The sequence below is a fragment of the Pedobacter namyangjuensis genome (assembly GCF_003313325.1).
GTDB lineage: Bacteria > Bacteroidota > Bacteroidia > Sphingobacteriales > Sphingobacteriaceae > Pedobacter > Pedobacter namyangjuensis.
In genome coordinates this window covers 105,931-126,870 of sequence record NZ_QMHQ01000001.1, presented here as the reverse complement: position 1 = coordinate 126,870, position 20,940 = coordinate 105,931, and the positions used below count along the sequence as shown (strand labels likewise).

The 20,940-nt window shown below is 36.5% G+C and carries 20 protein-coding genes; 11 read left to right on the top strand and 9 right to left on the bottom strand.

Features of this window, described 5'->3' with window-relative positions; translation table 11 throughout:
* Window positions 1-693 precede the first annotated feature (693 nt).
* From DUT69_RS00610 to recG, 5 genes are all read left to right on the top strand, one after another.
* Complete coding sequence (locus DUT69_RS00610) at window positions 694-2,040, top strand: OmpA family protein (RefSeq protein ID WP_113651203.1); 1,347 nt, start codon at window positions 694-696, stop codon at window positions 2,038-2,040.
* A gap of 71 nt (window positions 2,041-2,111) precedes the next feature.
* On the top strand, window positions 2,112-2,243 hold the full coding sequence (locus tag DUT69_RS19515) for a DUF6728 family protein (protein WP_317047201.1): 132 nt from the start codon (window positions 2,112-2,114) through the stop codon (window positions 2,241-2,243).
* A 15-nt stretch (window positions 2,244-2,258) separates the two neighbouring features.
* The gene (locus DUT69_RS00605) at window positions 2,259-2,639 is read left to right on the top strand and encodes a RidA family protein (RefSeq protein WP_113651202.1); all 381 of its coding nucleotides are present in this window, start codon (window positions 2,259-2,261) and stop codon (window positions 2,637-2,639) included.
* The gene (locus DUT69_RS00600; RefSeq protein WP_113651201.1) at window positions 2,640-3,542 is read left to right on the top strand and encodes an EamA family transporter; all 903 of its coding nucleotides are present in this window, start codon (window positions 2,640-2,642) and stop codon (window positions 3,540-3,542) included. It abuts the gene before it with no gap.
* A 6-nt stretch (window positions 3,543-3,548) separates the two neighbouring features.
* Window positions 3,549-5,654 (top strand): ATP-dependent DNA helicase RecG, encoded by a 2,106-nt coding sequence (gene recG / locus DUT69_RS00595; RefSeq protein ID WP_113651200.1) that lies wholly within the window; start codon window positions 3,549-3,551, stop codon window positions 5,652-5,654.
* 84 nt (window positions 5,655-5,738) lie between these two features.
* Here the strand turns inward: recG and DUT69_RS00590 are convergent, their stop codons facing one another.
* The 3 genes from DUT69_RS00590 to DUT69_RS00580 all read right to left on the bottom strand — a co-directional run bounded on the left by DUT69_RS00590 (window position 5,739) and on the right by DUT69_RS00580 (window position 9,631).
* Window positions 5,739-6,974 (bottom strand): serine hydrolase domain-containing protein, encoded by a 1,236-nt coding sequence (locus DUT69_RS00590; RefSeq protein ID WP_113651199.1) that lies wholly within the window; start codon window positions 6,972-6,974, stop codon window positions 5,739-5,741.
* 289 nt (window positions 6,975-7,263) lie between these two features.
* Window positions 7,264-8,010: a LytR/AlgR family response regulator transcription factor gene (locus tag DUT69_RS00585; protein ID WP_113651198.1), complete on the bottom strand. Its 747-nt coding sequence runs from the start codon at window positions 8,008-8,010 to the stop codon at window positions 7,264-7,266.
* Window positions 8,011-8,014: 4 nt separating this feature from the next.
* The gene (locus DUT69_RS00580; protein ID WP_113651197.1) at window positions 8,015-9,631 is read right to left on the bottom strand and encodes a sensor histidine kinase; all 1,617 of its coding nucleotides are present in this window, start codon (window positions 9,629-9,631) and stop codon (window positions 8,015-8,017) included.
* A gap of 405 nt (window positions 9,632-10,036) precedes the next feature.
* Between DUT69_RS00580 and fumC the strand changes: the two genes are divergently transcribed.
* Genes fumC through DUT69_RS00560 form a run of 4 tightly spaced genes read left to right on the top strand, consistent with a single transcriptional unit; the run spans window position 10,037 to window position 13,244 of the window.
* Window positions 10,037-11,434: a class II fumarate hydratase gene (fumC, locus tag DUT69_RS00575; protein ID WP_113651196.1), complete on the top strand. Its 1,398-nt coding sequence runs from the start codon at window positions 10,037-10,039 to the stop codon at window positions 11,432-11,434.
* Window positions 11,435-11,479: 45 nt separating this feature from the next.
* Window positions 11,480-11,986 carry a fumarate hydratase gene (locus tag DUT69_RS00570; protein WP_113651195.1) on the top strand — a complete coding sequence of 169 codons (507 nt, stop codon included), beginning with the start codon at window positions 11,480-11,482 and terminating at the stop codon, window positions 11,984-11,986.
* A 1-nt stretch (window position 11,987) separates the two neighbouring features.
* The gene (locus tag DUT69_RS00565; protein ID WP_113651194.1) at window positions 11,988-12,785 is read left to right on the top strand and encodes a S1/P1 nuclease; all 798 of its coding nucleotides are present in this window, start codon (window positions 11,988-11,990) and stop codon (window positions 12,783-12,785) included.
* A gap of 18 nt (window positions 12,786-12,803) precedes the next feature.
* A complete protein-coding gene (locus DUT69_RS00560; protein WP_113651193.1) occupies window positions 12,804-13,244 on the top strand; it encodes a low molecular weight protein-tyrosine-phosphatase in 441 nt (146 codons plus the stop codon).
* 10 nt (window positions 13,245-13,254) lie between these two features.
* Here DUT69_RS00560 and DUT69_RS00555 read toward each other — a convergent pair whose 3' ends face one another.
* Both DUT69_RS00555 and DUT69_RS00550 read right to left on the bottom strand, forming a co-directional pair.
* A complete protein-coding gene (locus DUT69_RS00555; protein ID WP_113651192.1) occupies window positions 13,255-14,259 on the bottom strand; it encodes a 2-hydroxyacid dehydrogenase in 1,005 nt (334 codons plus the stop codon).
* 34 nt (window positions 14,260-14,293) lie between these two features.
* Window positions 14,294-14,980: a hypothetical protein gene (locus DUT69_RS00550; RefSeq protein WP_240186619.1), complete on the bottom strand. Its 687-nt coding sequence runs from the start codon at window positions 14,978-14,980 to the stop codon at window positions 14,294-14,296.
* An 89-nt stretch (window positions 14,981-15,069) separates the two neighbouring features.
* Here DUT69_RS00550 and DUT69_RS00545 point away from each other — a divergent pair, with 89 nt between their 5' ends.
* Complete coding sequence (locus tag DUT69_RS00545) at window positions 15,070-15,606, top strand: DUF1543 domain-containing protein (RefSeq protein WP_240186618.1); 537 nt, start codon at window positions 15,070-15,072, stop codon at window positions 15,604-15,606.
* Between the two features lie 59 nt (window positions 15,607-15,665).
* Here DUT69_RS00545 and DUT69_RS00540 read toward each other — a convergent pair whose 3' ends face one another.
* The 3 genes from DUT69_RS00540 to DUT69_RS00530 form a co-directional block, all read right to left on the bottom strand.
* Entirely contained in the window at window positions 15,666-16,106 is a 441-nt protein-coding gene (locus tag DUT69_RS00540) for a carboxymuconolactone decarboxylase family protein (protein WP_113651190.1), read from the bottom strand.
* A gap of 498 nt (window positions 16,107-16,604) precedes the next feature.
* A complete protein-coding gene (locus tag DUT69_RS00535) occupies window positions 16,605-17,174 on the bottom strand; it encodes a Crp/Fnr family transcriptional regulator (RefSeq protein ID WP_113651189.1) in 570 nt (189 codons plus the stop codon).
* A 9-nt stretch (window positions 17,175-17,183) separates the two neighbouring features.
* Window positions 17,184-17,696 (bottom strand): GNAT family N-acetyltransferase, encoded by a 513-nt coding sequence (locus DUT69_RS00530; protein WP_113651188.1) that lies wholly within the window; start codon window positions 17,694-17,696, stop codon window positions 17,184-17,186.
* A gap of 95 nt (window positions 17,697-17,791) precedes the next feature.
* On the opposite strand from DUT69_RS00530, the gene DUT69_RS00525 reads away from it, so the two are divergent.
* Window positions 17,792-18,244 (top strand): PA2169 family four-helix-bundle protein, encoded by a 453-nt coding sequence (locus DUT69_RS00525; RefSeq protein WP_113651187.1) that lies wholly within the window; start codon window positions 17,792-17,794, stop codon window positions 18,242-18,244.
* Between the two features lie 67 nt (window positions 18,245-18,311).
* Here the strand turns inward: DUT69_RS00525 and cphA are convergent, their stop codons facing one another.
* A complete protein-coding gene (gene cphA / locus DUT69_RS00520; RefSeq protein WP_113651186.1) occupies window positions 18,312-20,930 on the bottom strand; it encodes a cyanophycin synthetase in 2,619 nt (872 codons plus the stop codon).
* Window positions 20,931-20,940: the final 10 nt, after the last annotated feature.

Sequence of the window (20,940 nt, the reverse complement as noted above, 5' to 3'; positions counted from 1 at the left end):
CGAAGCTTTCTCATAATTGGCGCAACTCTTTCGTGTTTATAAAGCGCATGTTTATTTCTTATATGCTCATTAAATCGAATGTTACGATAAGGAACTTAATGGGGATATCTATCATTTTCGTTTGTGTTAGTAAATACATTCCGCATAGTGTATTATACTATGTAAATAGTTTTGAAATAATCTAACAAAGTACGTTTTTAATAGTACAAGTTTGTTCGGCCTGTTGTCTGGTATACTTATGTCCCTCCCATAATTTAATGTAATCAATAGTCTGTCTTAAAAATAGGACTTATCTGTACAGTGGATTAGGACAGTTGGGAAAGATTAAAAGAATTGATTTTTCTTGATTAATGCCAGATAGGTTAAAAAGGTCAAGGTTTGCTTAAAAAGAAAATTTTTGATCTCTGCTCCTTAGGAACTCGTCATTAGAATGAATATGGCTATCGCGTTGCTAGGAGGCGCTTTTATTAGATTTTTTCTGTTCAAGCTAAAAAGCGAATTGTTAATTTGCTTGTATTTCAATAAATAAATATCTTTAAGACGGACAATATTGCCAAATGTAATAAATTCACCCCTTGTAGTGAAGTTTGGAACGGAGTTTGTACGTTGGTTTTGAGATTATAAAAATTTGTTTAATTTTGTCTTACAAAAAATTATACAATTAATATTTGTTTAACCTTAAAAAAGAAAATTATGAATTATTCTACTTTAAAAAAAGGTGTTGTAGCCTCTTTAGTAGCAGTAATGGGATTAACCTCTCTTGCTAGCGCTCAAGATTCTCCAGCAACTAGTTCTTCTGCGAAAGTATTCGGTGGAAGAGGACAGTACAGAACTTGGTCTATCGGTGTTAACGGTGGTGTATTAGCGCCAGTTGCTTTTATCGGTGGTTCTAACGACTTTACTAACTGGGACGTTAACTTAGGTTACGGTATCTCATTACGCAAGCAATTAGGTCACGCATTTGGTTTAGAAGGTAACATTTTCCGTGGAAAATTATCTGGAACTAACAAAGATGCTGTAGGCGGAATCAGAAACGGTGTTAGAGAATTCGAAACAGATTTACAATACGCAGCTGATTTAAGAGGTGTTGTAAACGTTGCTACTGTAGATTTCTTACGTCGCGAAAATTCAGTTAACTTCTTCGTTACTGCTGGTTATGGTTTAATGGCTTATAACCCAAAAGTAACTGTGGCTAACGGAACTACTACAGACTTTAAAGGTCAATATGGTGAAGATAGAGATAAAGATTTTATCAAAGAAGCTTACATCCCTGTAGGTGCTGGTATTAAATTTAAAGTATCTGACCGTGTATCTTTCAACTTAGCTTATACAATGAACTTTGTTGATGGTGATAACGTTGATGGTGTTTATGCTGGTGGTACTTCTAAAGATAAATTCTCTTATGCTAACGCAGGTTTAGAATTCTCTTTAGGTTCGAAAGCAAAACCGAACTTGGATTGGGTTAACCCAGTAGCTATGATGTATGATGAATTAAAAGATCCTACATTACGTCAAGAAGTTGAAGCATTGAAAAACCGTGTATCTAACGTAGAAAAATCTGTTGAAGATTTGAAAAAAGATACTGATGGTGATGGTGTTTCTGATCAGTTTGACAAATGTGCTGGTACTCCAGCTGGTACTAAAGTAGACGGTTCAGGTTGTCCACTTCCAGTTCCAACTACTGTTGTAGCTCCAACTGAAAACTCAAACGTAACAGGTTTCGAAACTATCCAGTTCGAATTCAACTCTTCAGTTTTAAAAACTGAATCTTACCCTACTTTAGATAAATTATCTTCAGTATTGCGTGAAAACGGTGGTAAAGTAACTACTAAAGGTTACGCTTCTAGCGAAGGTACTGCTGCATACAATATGAAATTATCTAAAGATAGAGCTAACTCTGTAAAAACTTATTTAGTTAATTCAGGTGTTGCTGCTAACCAGGTAACTACTAAAGGATTTGGCGAAGCTAACCCAATTGCTTCTAACGATACTGAAGAAGGTCGTATCCAAAACCGTCGTGTTGAAAACTCAAGAAACTAATATTTCTTAATTCAATATAAAAAACAGCCCCGAAATTTCGGGGCTGTTTTTTTTTATGCCTACATTTGGCTATGTATTTTTTCAGAAAGAAAGATCCCAACAGACCAACTAGTTTTAACCTTAAAGTAATGCATATTATAAATGCAATTGCAATCCTGCTATTTATTGGCGGAATCTGTTGGAAAATATTTTTTAGCAATTAATCATCAATATATAAAATGAAAAAAATTATTAATACTACCGGAGCGCCTGCTCCTATAGGTCCATATAGTCAAGCGATAGTGGCTAACGGTTTCTTATTCGCCTCTGGCCAAGTTGCTATAAACCCAGAAAACGGAGAATTAAATTTTGATTCATTAGCTGACGAAACACATCAGGTAATGCGTAACATTAAGGCTGTTTTAATAGAGTCTGAATATACGTTCGAAGATATTGTAAAGACAACTATATTTTTATCGGATATGAGCTTATTTGCAGAAGTAAATGAAATCTATGGATCTTACTTTACCGATACGTATCCGGCAAGGGAAACTGTTGCTGTAAAAGGTTTGCCTAAAGGCGTTAATGTAGAAATTTCTATCACCGCTTACAAAGGATAATTGAAATCAAAATCTAGCTATCTATTAGCAGCGTTTTTATCTGTTGCAATATGGGGTTTCTTTGCAATCCCTTTGCGTAACCTAAAAGCGTTTCCATCTGAAGAAATTTTATACTACCGAATCTTTACTTCTTTAATAGTGATATGGATTGCAATTTTATGCTTTAGGCGTAAAAATTTGTTGCAGGATATAAACTATGTTAAAGTAGCGCAACCGCGAGAAAAAAAGATAATTTTTTGGCAAATTATAGGTGCCACTGTTTTGCTTACGCTAAATTGGTACACTTTCATATATGCAGTAAATAATGTTAGTATTAAGTCTGGTGCTTTTGCTTATATGGTTTGCCCTTTAATAACCGCCTTCGGCGGATATTTAATTTTAAAAGAAAAGCTAACTAAAATACAGTTGTTTTCGCTGGCGGTTGCATTAATAAGTATAATCATGCTTGCAACCGGATCATTGATAGAAGTCATTTGGTCTATCGTAATTGCTGCGCTGTATGCATTTTATCTAATCATCCAACGGAAAATGCAAAACCTCGATAAGCTAAATGTATTGGCCGTACAAATTACTTTCGCAGTAATATTAATGCTTCCGTTTTACATTAATCATCACCAATCCTTTCCCGTTGGTATTTGGTTTTGGAGCCATATTATTGTTATCGCTATTATTTTTACGGTTATACCCCTTTTCTTAAGTTTATATGCGTTAATTGGAATTCCATCTTCAACCTTGGGAGTCATTATCTATTTAAACCCAATTATAGCATTTACGGTTGCAATCCTGTATTTTAATGAAAAGATAGATGTGCATCAGCTGTTTTCTTATACGTTACTACTTTTTGCTGTTTTTCTTTTTAATTGGGGCTTGATTAAAGATATTCTTACTTTTAAAAGAAAATAATTTGTCTTGTTTGCAAATAACTTAGATACCTTACTGGTTTACCTTAAAGGCGTAGGACCAAAACGTGCCGAACTTTTGCAAAAGGAGTTGGGCATAAGCACTTACGAGCAATTGTTAGAGCATTACCCTTTTAGATATATCGATAGGACGAGGTTTTACAAAGTAAACGAGCTTAATCCAGATTTGCCGTTAGTACAAGTAATAGGAAGAATTACAGGTAAAGAAACCATAGGCGAAAAGCATAAAAAACGTATCGTAGCTAAATTTACTGACGAGACTGGAACAATGGATCTGGTTTGGTTTCAGAGTTTAAAGTGGGTAGAGGATAATGTTCTAAGAGGCAAGGCATACATCGCCTTTGGCAAACCTAATTTTTTTAATAATGGAATTTCTATCTCGCACCCTGATTTGGAAAATTATCCACGACAAGCGGGCATTACAGGAAATGTAACACTACAGCCCATTTACAATACCAGCGAGAAAATGAAGAAGGGTTTTTTGGATAGCAAAGGCATCCAGAAAATGATTCAGCAAATTATTGAATTGCATATCAATGAAGTTAGGGAAACTCTGCCATCTTATATTTTAGAAAAGTACAAACTCATTAGTAAGAAAGAGGCGATTATCCACATCCATTTCCCAGCTAATACCGCCATGTTGCAACACGCAGAGCGAAGACTGAAATTCGAAGAGCTTTTCTTTATTCAGCTTCAGCTATTGCATAACAAGCAGTTGAGAAGTTTAAAATTCAAAGGAGCCTTATTTAATACGGTTGGCGATCGTGTAAATACCTTTTATAATACCATGCTTCCGTTCGATTTAACTAATGCGCAAAAACGAGTTGTTAAGGAGATAAGGTTAGATACGCAACGAGGAAGTCAGATGAATAGACTTATACAAGGTGATGTTGGAAGCGGAAAAACTGTAGTAGCCTTAATGAGTATGCTCTTGGCTAATGATAACGGTTACCAAGCTTGTATGATGGCGCCTACGGAAATTTTAGCGAGGCAACATTATCAATCGTTGGTAGATTTGCTGAAAGGCGAATTAGTTAACGTTGCTGTGTTAACTGGAAATACAACAAAGAAACAACGAATTACTTTACACGAGGATTTAGAATCTGGTAAGATTGATATTTTGGTTGGTACACATGCGCTAATTGAAGACAAAGTTAAGTTTAAGAATTTAGGCTTGGTAGTTATTGACGAACAACACCGTTTTGGCGTTGAACAAAGAGCTAAGCTTTGGAGAAAAAATATCATTCCCCCACATATTTTGGTAATGACAGCTACGCCAATACCAAGAACCTTGGCGATGACTTTGTACGGCGATTTAGATGTTTCTGTAATAGACGAATTGCCTGCTGGGAGAAAACCGATTGAAACAAAACATCTTTTTGAAGGGCAGCGAATGCGCATGTTTGGCTTTATGAAACAGGAAATTGCTAAAGGCAGGCAGGTTTACGTAGTGTACCCACTAATTAAAGAAAGTGAAAAATTAGACTTGCTAAATTTGGAAGCTGGAATTGAGCAAATGCGCTATCAGTTTCCACTGCCCGATTACCAGATAAGTATTGTTCATGGGCAAATGCCTAATGCGGATAAACAATACGAAATGCAACGTTTTATTGATGGTAAGACCCAAATAATGGTAGCCACTACAGTTATTGAGGTTGGTGTTAATGTACCTAATGCATCGGTAATGATTATAGAAAACGCAGAGCGATTTGGATTATCTCAATTGCATCAATTGCGTGGTAGGGTCGGTCGTGGTGCAGAGCAGTCGTTCTGTATTTTAATGTCGGGAAATAAATTAAGTGCCAACTCTAAACTGAGGTTAGAAACAATGGTTAAAACCAATAATGGTTTCGAAATTTCTGAGATCGATCTGCAACTACGCGGTCCAGGTGATATTACCGGAACACAGCAAAGTGGCGTTTTGGAGTTAAAGATGGCAAATTTAGCTAAAGATCAAATTATTTTACAGGAAGCGAGGAATACCGTAATTGATATTTTTGAAAAAGATAAAATGCTCGAACTGCCAGAAAACAGTTTGCTTAAAACTTACCTGGCAAAACGAACCAGAGCAATCGCATTTGATAAAATCTCTTAACCCCAATTTTAGTTGCTTTGTCATCTAGGTAGAAGCATCTTTAAGATAGATTCCTTGTCCTTCGTTATTATAAACTTTTAGATGTTAATCTTCATCAGTTCCTGGGGCAGCACCAGCTCCGGTATATGCACCTTTACGAATGATTGGCATTTTAAGGTATTTATACAGTTCATCTAGTTGCATTAAGCTACCATTGGTAACATTTCCGAGAAAAACTACAACAATATCTTTATCCAAATCTCTAACGTAGATATGGCGGAAACCATGCCACCAGCCTGTGTGATACGCAACTTTAGCTTTTCCCTTTTCTTCGAATAAACGCCAACCATATCCGTAATTAAAATGTCCTTTTATCGGTTTATTACGGCCAACGTAAGCGGAATCTAAAGTTGAATTTTTAAGCAATCTTTCATTACGTAGGTATTTATCAAAAAGCACAAGGTCATGCGTTGTACTGTAGATACCCTTATCGCCTACAGGCCCATCTAAAAAATTTTGTACTACAGAGTACCTAAAACTATTACGGTCGTGCCCAACTACATCTACTGGGATTTTTTCATATTCGGCTTTAGAATAAACGTGAGTGTTTTTCATTCCAGCAGGTTTGAAAACGTGCTCCATCATATATTGCGAGTAACGCATTCCGCTTACCTTTTCTATAATGGCGCCTAAAACCATGTAATTAGAATTGTTATAATGGAATACACGATTAGGTTTAGTGTAAGGATTCGGCTTTTTGTCGGCAATTACTTGCATAACTTCCTGATTGGAAATGCCTTTTTTCATGTCGCGTTTTTCCTTTCTCCAAATATCATCTACAAAGTAAACATAGTTCATCATGCCGCTGCGGTGTGGCAATAAAAGTTTAACTGTAATGCTATCGTAAGGAAAATTTGGGAAGAATTTTTTGACGTTGTCATTAAGGTTTAATTTACCCGCCTCTACCAATTGCATAATTGCAGTACCGGTAAAGGTTTTGGTTATGGACGCTAATTCAAACTCAGAATTTATTTTTAAGCTATCGCGATGAAGGTAATCTGCCCAACCTTTAGCACCTTGATAAAGAATTTTGCCTTTTTTGGCAACTAATACATTGCCATTAAAGTTGTATTTTTTGTGTAGGTTGTTTACAAAATCGGCAATCCATTTGTCTTCTTTTGCAGGATCGTAAACTAACAATAAGCTGTCAGCTTTATCGTCTTCCTTTGTTCTTACTTTTTTATCGGCTTCAGCCTTTTTTTGTTTTTCTTCTTTGCTGGTACAGGCGGCGAATGATATGATGATTAACGCAAAAGCAATGGTTAGTAGACGAAACTTCATTTAGTAATGGTGTACGGGTTTAAAAGCTTGCAAAATAGGTATTATTGATTTTTTAAACGCAAAAGAGTTTTAAACATTGCCACATTTTTCGATTTTATTTTCTTGAATACGTGCTACCTAGATAGTAGCACTCGATTTGTTATTTAAACCCGATGGCAGTGGAAATACTTTTATCATTCCCCTTTAGGGAATTTAGGGGTAAAAGATTGCAACGTACAGCGGGACCGAGTTGCGTTTTTTGCATAGTACTGTGTTTTTCAAAAAAAGATATTATCGAAATAGACGTGCTTTAGAGTTTTTGTAGTGCTTGTTTTACTGCTTCCTTATTAGGTTTAGAGATGGGAATTTTTTCTCCAGAAGTTAATTGAAGTATGCCGCCGTCTTCCTTTAGCCAGCTTTTAACAAAGCCTGGATTTACCAAATGACTTTGATGCGTTCTTAAAAATCCATTAGGTTTCAACAAATCGGCATATTCTTTTAAAGATTTAGAGACCAAAATCTTTTCGCCATTTGCTAAAAAGAAAAAAGTGTAGGTATTGTCTGCTTCGCAACGTATAATTTCGGTTAAAGGGATATATCTTATTTCGCTTTGCATAGGCAAGGCGATTTTACTACCACTGGTTTCTTGCTTTTTTAATTGCTGTAGTAAAAAATCAAGTTGCGAAGTTTGTGTTTGTGCGGCTAATTTTTGTTCCGCTTTATTAACCGCATTAATTAATTCTTCAATATCTATAGGTTTTAGCAGATAATCTAAGGCTGCAAATTTTACTGCTTGTATGCCATATTGGTCGTAGGCAGTTACAAAAATAACTTCGAAATTGCGCTGAGGAAGTAATGCTAAAACGTCGAAACCTGTTTGTTCGCCCATTTGGATATCAAGAAATACCAAGTGAGGCAAATGTTTTTCGATAGCGCCAACAGCATCGACTACGTTTTGTGCAGATGCCATTATGGTTACCTGCCGACAATGCTTTTTGAGCAATGCCTGCAGGTTTTCTAGATTAGAAATTTCATCATCTATTAAAATTGCCTTCATTTTATTATAGCCAATCGGTTAATGTGAGCGTTATTTTAGTGCCACTTGTAGTTGGCTGTATAGCCAAAGTAAAGCGATTTTCTTTATAAATGCTATTTAGCAAGGCAATTCTGCTATGGCTTAATGGCAAACCTAAACCGTTGCTCTTTTTTGCTGTGTCAAACCCAGTTCCGTTATCGCTAACTGTTAACACCAAATCATTAGCTTGTTTCGTAAATACAACATCAATTTTTCCATCATTTGCTTTTTTTGCGATGCCGTGTTTTACTGCATTTTCTACAAATGGTTGCAAAAGCATACTGGGGATTTCTGTGTTTTCTAAATCTAGATTTTCTGCTACTTTAATTTCATACTTAAATCCGAAACGCAATTGTTCCATTTGCAGGTAATCATCTAGCAACGTTTTTTCTTGCGATAAACTTATGAGCTCTTTATCGTCGAGCACGTTACGAGTTAGCCTAGCGAATTTAGAAAGGTATTTATTTGCATTGTCTATTTCGTTTTTGTTCATCAGATTCTGTATGCCAGAAAGCGCATTGAACAGAAAGTGAGGATTTAGTTGTGAACGGACGGCGTTAAGTTGATGTTTGGCTGTGTTTTTAAGTTGCTCTTGTTCTGCTATTTTTTGCTTGTTTCTCTTTTTGTTGTAATAGAGGATAAACAGAAATATTAATCCGATAGTGGCTGCAATGATAAAACCATAGATAAAAAGTTCTTTTTTAGTGTAGCTTTCTTCTTCTAAAGTAACTGAAAGCGTATATCTCGTGGTGTATTTTTCAATTTCGCTTTGCGAGATATCGCAGTCTAAACAATTGTCCCACTTTATTGATGGTTGAATTGTAATTTCATAATCTCCTGATTTTTTAAAAATACTTTTATCGGCAGTTATGTAGGGTGATTTTTTACGTGATTCATCAAGGTAACCGCCATATTTCCAAACAACTGATTCAAAAACTGTTTTATTTGTTCGTTTATCTCTTATCAAAACTTTATAGAGGTAATCTACATTAGACCTATCCTTAATAATGGTTAGTTCGTCATCTTTTTCAGTTAAAACTAATTTGGTTATATTTTTTGGGTCGGTAAAATAACTATAATCAACACCTTTATCAGTTTTGAAGCGCTTCGCTATAGCTTTGATTTCTGCTTTTGGGATAGGCTTGCCGTAAAAAATGTTTTTGTAAATATCATTAGGTTTTCGGACATTATAAGTTATTATTGTTAAGACTTTATCCTTTATTGGAAATGTTCCAAAAGTTATTGAGCGGTCTACGTTTTCTTCTCCGATATCAGCGACTTCTATTTGGACCTCATTGATAGAACTGTTTATTACAATTGGTCTGTCGTTCTCTAAAATTGTGTACCTATAGTTCTGAACACTATCAGTTTTTGTAAAATAAAATTTGACGCTTATATTGTGAACTTCGGGCAGAAAATTAAAGGATGTAAAGGGCTGGTTTGGGTAAATATAACTGTAAAAGATGTTTTTGGCGGCACTATCAACAAACATGTGCATCATTCCGCCACCCGGATACGGTCTACGAAAGTCAATTCCTTTTTGTGCACTAACCGTTGATAATACAAGAGTAAGGCAGAGTAATGTGAAGATGATTTTTTTCATGAGCTTAAGTTTAATTTACATCAAACTTGAAACAATAATAACAAAACTAAAACCATCAAACAGCAATGGTAATGTTTGAAATAGCAGATGTGTTATTTTGAGCAGTATTTGGTTCTGCCAAAAGATACAGCGTTAAAAAATAAACCCGATGGAGGTGGAAATACTTTTTGTTCTTGTCATCCTGAGCTTGTCGAAGGATTTTAGGTTAATTTGCAGACGCTTCGATAAACTCAGCATGACAATGTTTAGTGGTGCCCATTAACAAAAAGATTGCAACGTACAGCGGGACTGGAGCTGCCGACGAGCGATTTACACCGTTTTTCTAAAGTTTATGTAACGTTTCTAAATAAATTTCCTTTAAGGGGCAAAAAGGTTAAATTTGCCACAAACAAAAATTGAATTACTATGAGTTTTAGAATAGAACACGATACAATGGGCGAGGTGCAAGTGCCTGCTGAAAAATATTGGGGAGCACAAACAGAACGTTCGCGTAATAATTTTAAAATTGGTCCGGAGGCTAGCATGCCTAAGGAAATTATACATGCTTTTGGTTACTTGAAAAAAGCGGCTGCTTTGGCAAATACCGAGCTAGGCGTATTGGCTGCTGAAAAAGCTGAGCTAATTGCTAAAGCTTGCGATGAAGTTATTGTTGGCGATTTGGATGCAGAGTTTCCGTTGGTAATTTGGCAAACAGGCTCTGGTACACAAAGCAACATGAATGCTAATGAAGTTATTGCCAATCGTGCGCATGTTTTAAATGGGGGTAATTTAGCTGATGATAAAAAAGTTTTGCATCCGAATGATGATGTAAACAAATCTCAATCTAGTAATGATACTTATCCAACTGCAATGCACATTGCTGCATACAAACAAGCGGTTGAGATTACCATACCTGGGTTAGAAAAATTAAGAAATACGTTAGCAACCAAAGCTGCTAGCTGGAATGATATTGTAAAAACTGGTCGTACGCATTTTATGGATGCAACGCCTTTAACTTTAGGCCAGGAGTTTTCTGGTTACGTACAACAAATTGATAATGGTATTAGAGCGGTTAAAAATGCGTTGGTAATGATTAAAGAGTTGGCCTTAGGTGGTACTGCTGTGGGTACTGGCTTAAATACACCTGCTGGTTACGACGTACTTGTTGCTAAAAAAATTGCTGATTTAACCGGATTGGATTTCGTTACCGCTCCAAATAAATTCGAGGCTTTAGCAGCGCATGATGCAATGGTCGAATTATCTGGCGCTTACAAACGTGTTGCGGTTTCTTTAATGAAAGTTGCAAACGATATTAGAATGTTAAGTTCTGGTCCACGTTCTGGTATTGGCGAAATTATTATTCCAGATAACGAACCAGGATCTTCTATTATGCCGGGTAAAGTAAACCCTACACAGCCAGAAGCTTTAACTATGGTTTGTGCACAGGTTATGGGTAACGATGTTACGGTAGGTATTGGCGGTAGCAATGGTCATTTTGAACTTAATGTTTTTAAGCCTGTTATTGCTGCTAATGTTTTGCAAAGTGGTAGATTAATTGGGGATGCATGTGTATCGTTCAACGATAAATGTGCAGAAGGTATTGAGCCAAACAAACCGGTAATTAAACAACACATGGAAAACTCTTTGATGTTGGTTACTGCGTTAAACCCACACGTTGGATATGAAAACGCTGCCAAGATTGCAAAAAAAGCGCATAAAGAAAACAAAACTTTACGCGAAGCTGCAATTGAATTAGGTTTATTAACTGATGAGCAGTTTACGGCCTGGGTAAAGCCTGAAGATATGGTTGGAAGCCTTAAATAAGTTTAGAGTTGAAAGTGAAAAGTTTTGCAATAGATATTAACCACAATGATTTTTAGAAAAAGCCAATACTTTTTACTTTCTACTTTTTTACTTTTCACTTGTATAGCTTGTACTCGTTTGCCCAATGTGCAAGGCAAGGGCGAAGCATTGTTGCAGGGTGTTTGGAGCCAAGATAGCGTGGCAAATGCCGATGAATTGCTGAGTTACACTAAACATAAATTTAAAATTACTTGCGATTCGTTTTATGTGGATTTAACAACTTACGCCAAAACCAACTATTACGAACCGGCTTGTTTTAATAACGGTGTTTGGAAAGAGTTTGCTAAAGGTACTTATGTTGTTAAGGGTGATACTTTAATGCTAAACGGTACGTTTACCAAAGCCGATTATAAACAAAAAGTATCTGGCTGTTACAGAAACGGAAGATATCTTACAAATTTTAAAATTAAATCGTCTGGCAGTAGCAACTTATTGCTGGAGAATTTAAACGATCAAAGAGAATGTGCGTTGGTGCTTAAAGAAAAAATTACCTGCGTGCCTAAAGAACTATAACATGAAATTATCTGGATTAAAGAAATTAGGTTTGGCGGTTGCATTGGCGTACTTGCCATTTAGCGCAAGTGCTTGGGGTGTTTTAGGGCACCGTATTGTTGGCGAGGTTGCCGATAGCTACATTACCACAAAAACACGCAAAGCCATACAACAAATTTTGGGCACCGAAAGTATGGCAATGACTGCAAATTGGGCAGATTTTATCAAATCTGATACAAGCTTTAATTACCTAAACAACTGGCACTATGTAAATTTACCAGCTAGCTTATCGCAAGGCGATGTTTTTAACTTCTTAGAGAGTGAGAAAGGTGCTAATATTTACAACAAAACCAATGAAATGATTGCGGTTTTGAAAAACTCTTCGAGCACTGCGGAGCAGAAAAAATTAGCCTTACGTTTGATCATTCATATGGTTGGCGATATGCACCAACCGATGCATACGGCAAGGAAAGAAGATTTGGGAGGCAACAGGGTATTTTTAACTTGGTTTGGCGAAAGATCTAATTTGCACAAGGTTTGGGATGAGAGTTTAATAGATTTTCAGCAGTTGAGCTATACAGAATATACAAAGGCTATTAACCATACTAATGCGCAGCAAGTAAGCGAGTGGCAAAAAGCAAGTTTAAAAGACTGTGTTTACGAATCGTACCAAATCTGTAACAAAATTTATGCAACCGGAATTAAAAACGACGATAAGCTCAGCTATCGTTATAACTTCGATTGGATTGAAACTGTAAATTCTCAGCTGTTAAAAGGCGGTGTGCGTTTAGCCGGTATCTTAAATAGTATTTACAAATAAACCTTAACGTAAAACGAATTGAAAATTTTAATGGTTTGTTTGGGTAACATTTGTCGTTCGCCTTTGGCGGAAGGTGTAATGCGCCATTTGGTAAATGAAAAAGTTTTAGATTGGCAAATTGCTTCGGCTGGTACGGGCAATTGGCACGTTGGCCAGGCGCCAGATAAAAGAAGTATCGCGGTAGCTAAAAATTACGGCTATGATATTTCTTCTCAAAGGGCCAGGCACTTTATAGCATCGGCATTTGATGAATTTGACCATATTTTAGTAATGGACAAAAACAATTATCGCGATGTGCTGAGTCTGGCAGAAACGGAGGAACAAAAGAAAAAGGTAAGGCTTTTCTTAACGAACGAGGCAGAAGTTCGAGATCCGTATTATGACAATGATCTTTTTGAGCCTGTCTTGTTAGAGATTGAGGCCCGCTGTAAGGAAATGTTAAAGGAGCTAAATAGTTAGCTCCTTTTTGCTATACAAGTATTGCATTAATATCACTCGGATTCTCATTGTTGTTTAAAGCAAATATACTTGCTAATGTGCTTGCGACAATTTCTGTTAAAGCTTCTTCGGTAAAAAATGCCTGGTGACCAGTAACCAATACGTTAGGAAAGCTCATCAACCGTTGGATATCATCATCGCTAATAATGCTTCCTGATAAATCTTTAAAAAAGAGCTTTTCTTCCTGCTCATAAACATCAATTCCCAAGCTTAAAATTTGTCCAACTTTTAATGCTTCTATTGCATCTTTGGTGTTTATTAATGCACCACGGCTGGTATTTATAAGCGTAACATTCTTTTTCATTTCTGCTAAGCTATTTTGGTTAATCAGGTATTTGTTATCGGCAGTTAAAGGGCAATGTAACGAGATAATGTCAGCGGTTTTGATAAGGTCGTTAAACGTAACATAAGTAATCCCAAGTTTCTTTAGTTCTTCATTTTCAAAAGGATCGAAAGCAATTACCTTGCAACCAAAACCCAACATAATTTTGCAAAAGGCAATACCTATTTTTCCGGTACCAATTACACCTACGGTTTTTTTGTATAGATTAAAACCCATTAAACCATTTAGCGAAAAATTTTGTTCTCGGGTTCTGTTGTAGGCTTTATGCGTTTTACGGTTTAGCGTTAATAACATTGCTACGGCATGCTCTGCCACTGCTTGTGGCGAGTAAGCAGGAACTCTGCATAATCTCAATCCATGTTTTTTAACCGCATCTAAATCAACATTATTAAAGCCTGCACACCGAAGGGCGATATACTTGATTCCTTTTTCGGCTAGCGTAGCAATTACTTGAGCCGTAAGTTTATCATTTACAAAAACGCATACTGCTTTATAAGTATCTTTTTTAATGGCATCAACAACGTGTGGGCCCAAATGTGTTTCCCAAAACTCTAATTCGAAGCCATAAGTTTTATTGCTTCTTTCAAAAAAATCTCGATCGTACGGTTTTGCAGAAAAAAATAGAATCTTCATTTGCTTAAAATACGAAATTTTAATATCCTAAGCCTTATGGCGTAATTCTTTTGTGCTGTGTAAGGTAAATATAGTTGAACATACAAAACGAGGCGATGGCACCAAACGTATGCCAAAGGAAATGTGTTCCACTTTCTAACCATTCCCACTTATCCGCTATGCGAAATGTTAGCGCAAAAATAAAGGAGATCAATGCAATTCCAACCCATTTTCCGTCTTTCCATTTGGTGTAAATTAGGTAAGCTAAAACCGGCAATAGCACTAGGGCCGCCATCATAGCATAATTTATATTTACGAACAACTGCATATTTTCAGACATCATCATTTTTCTGAAAAATATTTGAAAACAGACATAGGCTACAACCAGCAAGGCTGCGTAGTACCACTTTATCAGCTGTGCTAGAAAATAAACGCCCGCCGAAATGCAAAGTAGCATAATCGGAAGCCAATCCATCATTATAAACGGTCGCCAAAGCCTAAAGGCATGATAAGTTGTACCGCCAATACCACCAATAAAAAGTAAAACCAGGCAGTAGCTTAAAAAAGGATGACCTTTAAAGTTGCCCCATAATTTAAAAAGCCAGTAAAAAGCGATTGCCAAGAAAAAGCAAGAGGTAATGGCGTTTAAAGGTTCTGGAAATAAGTTTTCGAGATTTGTTTCGGCATATAAGCTACCGCCGTCTGGTGGTGTTTGGAGTGTTAACATAAAGATGATTTTCATTTTAAAAAACGTTACGCTGTTTTAAATGTTTTAATTTAGATTAGTGAATAAGTAAATTTTTAATTACGATGCAGCAACCACAATTATATATGATATTGCTTGGGGCCACCCCAAAAGGACGAAACATAGAACAGCACGATATTTTTTTCGGAATAGGAACATCAATTAAAGAGCTTTTGCCAGAAATGCAAGCTTTTTGGCCAGAAGCGAAAGGAAAAATACACGTTGATGCCTACCGCGTGGTAAAAAAAGTGGGCGATTTTAAAGTGGAAGTAATTGACCGGGGGGAAGGCGAAACAGAATTGCGTAGTTTGTTTTTTATGAATTTAGGTGGATACAAAAAGGACGAATTTGAGGAGCTCCACTACAAGGTGTTGGTGGTGGCTAACCAAAAGGCAGCAGCCATACAAGAGGCAAAAAAAACAGCTTTCTATAAGCATGTTGGGTTTAAAGGAGCAACATCGCACATAGACGATAAATTTGGTGTTGATGTGGATGACATCTTTGAAATAAAAGATATTTTATCGGCAACTACCAGAGAAAAATTTGCCTTGCGATATACACCAGCCGAAGATTTACCAGAAGATGAAATATTTTTAGGCTACTTACCTTTGTCTAAAATTTAGGCATTTTAAAACAAATGGCCAATAGATATATCTTCTGTCGGCCATTTGCTTTAAATCCATTAAGCTGGTTGTAGTTGCGTAGCTATTGCCAACCTATTCCATGCATTTATGGCAATAATTGCCATTATAATTTGAGCAATCTCGGTATCATTAAACATCGTTTGCGCTTTTTTATAAGTAGCATCAGAAACTCCACCGCTAGCAATTAATGTTATCTCCTCAGTTAAAGCTAACACAACACGCTCTTCATCGGTGTAAAGATTTTCTACTTCTTTCCAAGCATTTAATAAATATATTCTCTTCTCAGTTTCGCCGTGTTTTCTGGCATCTGTAGTATGCATGTTAATGCAAAACGCACAGCCATTAATTTGCGAAGCCCTAATTTTGATTAACTCTTTGGTGGTTTTGCTAATGCTTGTGGTAGCTAAATAACTTTCTAAACCTAAAAGTGCTTTATAGCCGGTTGGCTCTGTTTCGTAAATGTTTACTCTTTTTTCCATTGCTTATTTAGTTAAAATGATGAGTCAAAGGTAAATCGTTGCCAATAATCAAAACTTAAACTGGCTTAAGAAATGATTAGCATCTTGCTTTTTACAGTTTGCATTTAAAGATGGTAGAATTACATTAATCAAGTAATCAAGTAATTTTTGAAAAGCAATAACAGTAATCCTGTGTCAAAGCAGTCCCGTTTTTCGTTACTATCTTTTATCCTAATTCTACGCTATGCGCAGAATTGATAAAAGGATTTTCACTGCAACCGGGTTTAAAAACGAAGTTTTCTGCAACTATTTATGTACAAGCTTTAGGCTATTGTACATAGCATTGCTGGTAGTAGTGTAATAAACGGGATTGCAACGTAAATCCTTTTTTGATTTGTAATCCTGAGCGTAGTCGACGTACGAAACAAAAAAGATTGGAGTGTAAAGCCCGACGAACGTTAATAAGTGTTTGGCCCTTGCTTTTCTAAGAGAACGGATAATTATTCAAACTTAAACATGTTAAGCCTTTTTCCTCAGTTCGCTTAAATATTCTGGTGTTAAACCTAAATAAGAAGCGAGCATATATTGCGGAATTCGCTGTGTAAAATCTGGAAATAAGGAAATAAACTGTCGATAGCTTTCTTCTTTAGAGAAATCATGAAAGTATTTGAACCTCATTTGCGTGGCTGCATAGGCCCTTTGCATCATAATTCTAAAATATCTTTCTAATTGTGGCAATTGCTTAAACAACTGTTCTTGTTTGCTTTGCGCTATTGCAATAATTGTAGCGTTTTCTACAGCTTGAATGTTAAAGACAGAAGGTTTCTCCATAATTAAGCTCATATGGTCAGACATCCACCAGTTTTCTAAAGCGAACTGTGTGATTTGCTCAACGCCTTTCTCATTAACAAAAAACATTCTTAGCAAACCTTTTTCAACAAAGTAATTGTATCTGCAAATTTTTCCTTCTTTGAGCAGAAAATCTTTTTTCTTTACTTCGATGATTTTAACAAAATCTTTTAGCGTAGCAATTTCATCGATATTTAACTCTACGTGTTTTTTTAAATGGTTGATGAAATTCGGAAACATAATACTTGGCTATTTATTAAACTTTGCAAAAATGGCTATAGATATGAATTTGCCATTTTTAACTTCGCAATCTTTCATTGTTCCCTCATATTCGAAGCCCAATTTCTTTAAAACTGACTTAGAATTAGCATTTTCTGTTTCTACCAAAGCTTCCACCCTGTGAAGATTTAATGTTTCGAAACAATATTTTAACACCTGATGAGCGGCTTCGATTATAAATGCTTTTCCCCAATAAGCCGGCAATAACCAAAATCCAATTTCTGCTTTGCGGTGTAAAATATCTAAGTTGTTAATGCCAATGCCACCATAAAATGCGGTATTGCTAGAGTCGGCAATAGCCCACCATTTTCCTGTTTTATTTTTTTCTAACTCACTGAACCAAAGCATTTGCTCTTCTGTTTTTTTTAGAGTAGCATAACTTACGCCATAATATTTAACAACATCAGGGTCAGACAGACCGTTAAAAATGTTGGTTATATCAGATGGGATGATAGATCTTAAAAGTAAACGCTCAGTCTTCATGGCTTTTGTATTCCTGATGGTTATAAATATAATGAATAAAGATTAAACCTTTTTTAACCGGCCTTGTTCATTAGCAACATCAAAACTATAAAAACATGGAAACTAGAACAGTAAACTCTGAAATTCTAAATGATCTTATTGAAATAAATAACGATAGAATTGCAGGTTATGAAAAAGCAATTGAAGAGTTAAAAGCAGAGGATGCTGATTTGAAAGCATTATTTGTAAAGATGGTTGGAGAAAGCCATACCTACAAAATGGCTCTTGCCACCGAAGTACAAACTTTGGGAGAAGACATTGAGACCGGAACAACCAATTCGGGTAAAATTTACAGAGCTTGGATGGATGTGAAAGCAATATTTACAGGTCACGATAGAAAAACCATATTAAATAATTGCGAATTTGGTGAAGATGCAGCACAAAAAGCATATAAAACCGCTTTAACTAATGAAGATTTGTCTGCAAACCTAAGAACTTTGATTACTGATCAGAAAGCATCGTTAAGAGCTTCTCATGATGAGATTAAAGCTTTAAGAGATGCACAATAGTAAGTGAAGTTTTATCCAAACAACAAAGCCAATCCTTAAAAGATTGGCTTTGTTGTTTGGATTTAATTTATTTGCCTTCTAACTCCTTGTCAAGATAATGTGTTACACGATGGATGGCATTGTCAATAGTGTCGCTTAAAATAGTTATAAACGAACCCGGTTTGGCTGTATTGATGATGTTTTTTAAAGTAGCTTCTCCATTGTTATTAATCTCGATTTCCATATCAGGTTTTACTTCTTTTATACCTGTAGTTAACAAGTCAATTAACTCTTGCTGTTTTCTTCCCCTTAGATATTTTTCTTGGCAAATTATAATTTTGTCGAACATTTGAGCAGCTATTCTAGCCGTTTCTATAATGTCTTCATCTCGTCTATCTCCGGTTCCCGAAATTACCCCAACATGTTCTGATGCCTCTACTGTAGCTAAATAATCTTTAATGCCAATAAAACCAGCTGGATTATGAGCAAAATCTACCAGGATTTTAAAGTCTTTAAATTTAAAAATATTCATTCTGCCTGGTGTATGTGCGGCAGATGGAATAAACGTTTGTAAAGACATGCGGATATCCTCTGTTTTATAACCCCATAAAAATCCGGTTAGCGTTGCCGCTAAAACATTTTGGATCATAAACTCTACGGTACCGTTAAAAGTTAACGGAATATGTGTTGCTTTATCTACACGTATTTTCCAATCGCCTTTTTTAATGGTTACATAGCCGTTTTCATATATGGCAGCAACACCACCTTTTTTGCAGTGCTCTTTAATAACAGGATTTTTTTCGTCCATACTAAAGTAGGCGATATTGCAATCAGCCTTTGCCGCAATTTTTAGGCAATACTCGTTATCTGCATTTAAAACCGCCCAGCCACTTCTCTTTACTGCGCCAATAATTACAGATTTTACACGTGTAAGGTCATCAAGGTTATGAATGTCTGATATGCCGAGATGATCTTCCTGAATGTTGGTAACTACGCCAATATCACATTTGTTGAAACCTAGTCCAGAACGTAAAATTCCGCCTCTGGCAGTTTCCAAAACAGCAACTTCAACCGTTGGATCTTTTAGCACAAACTCGGCGCTAAAAGGCCCGGTTGTATCGCCTTTCATTAACAAAGTGTTTTGTACATAAATTCCATCAGAAGTGGTAAAGCCAACTCTGCAACCATTGTTTTTTAAAATATGCGAAATAAGTCTGGTTGTAGTAGTTTTTCCGTTAGTTCCCGTTACTGCGATAATTGGAATGCGAGCATCTTTCCCTGGCGGATAAAGCATGTCAATTACCGGTGCAGCAACGTTTCTAGGCAAGCCTTCGCTTGGTGCCAAATGCATTCTAAAGCCTGGCGCTGCGTTAACCTCCAAAATAACACCACCGTTTTCTGTTAGTAATTCGGTTAAGTTTTTCGCCATGATATCTATACCGCAAATATCTAAGCCCACAATTCTAGATATACGCTCACAGTTGAAAACGTTTTGGGGATGCACTTGGTCGGTTACATCAATTGACGTTCCGCCGGTACTCAAATTAGCAGTAGATTTTAAATAAACGATATCGCCAGTCGTAGCAACAGTTTCCAGCGTAAAACCTCTTTTATCCAATAAATCTAAAGTATCCCTATCAACTGTAATTTCTGTTAAAACATTTTCGTGGCCATAGCCCCTTCGTGGATCTTCATTTTCTTTATCTATAAGTTGTTGTATGGTGCTAACACCATCGCCCACCACATGTGCCGGAACCCTTAGCGCCGCGGCAACCATTTTATGGTCAATTACTAATACCCTAAAATCATGGCCAGTAATAAATTTCTCTACAATAATTCTTCTAGAGTATTCTTTAGCATAATGGAAAGCTGCAATAGCTTCCTCCTCATTTTTTACATTTATGGTTGCTCCTTTTCCGTGGTTGCCATCTAAAGGTTTAAATACCAATGGAAAACCAACACGTTTAATGGCATCGTGTACATCTTCTAAAGTACTTGCAGTTATGCCTTTTGCAACTGGAATGGCCGCATCTTCAAGTAAACGTTTTGTTTCATCTTTATTGCCGGCAATATCTACGGCAATGCTACTGGTACGTTCGGTCATGGTTGCTCTAAAGCGCACCTGATTTTTGCCGTAACCTAACTGTACTAAAGAACCTTTATTTAATCTAATCCAAGGGATATCTCTAGAAATTGCCTCCTCAACTATAGAACCTGTACTTGGGCCCAATCTTTCAGATTCTCTAAGTTCTCGCATCCGATGGATATCGTGCTCTAAATCGTATTCCTCGCCGGCAATTAAAGCTTCTGCTATGCGAACAGAAGCTTCTGCAGCATATACGCCCGCTTTTTCTTCTAAATAACTAAAAACAACATTATAAATTCCTTCGGTTTTTGTTTGTCTTGTTCGGCCAAATCCGGTGTCCATCCCGGCCAGGGTTTGTATTTCGAGCGCAATATGTTCTATTACATGCCCCATCCAAGTGCCTTCTTCCACACGCATTAAAAAACCACCTGGGCAACCCTTACTGCAACGATGAGAATGTAAGCTTGGGATAAGTTTTTCGATACCTTCTCTAAATCCTTCTATAACGTTTGTTGGGCGTTGTTCCATCTCTTCCAGGTCTAAACGCATCTGGATTAGTTTCTTCCTATTCACCGACCAAATATTTGGTCCTCTTAGCACTTGTATGCCTAATATTTTCATTTGTAAGTTT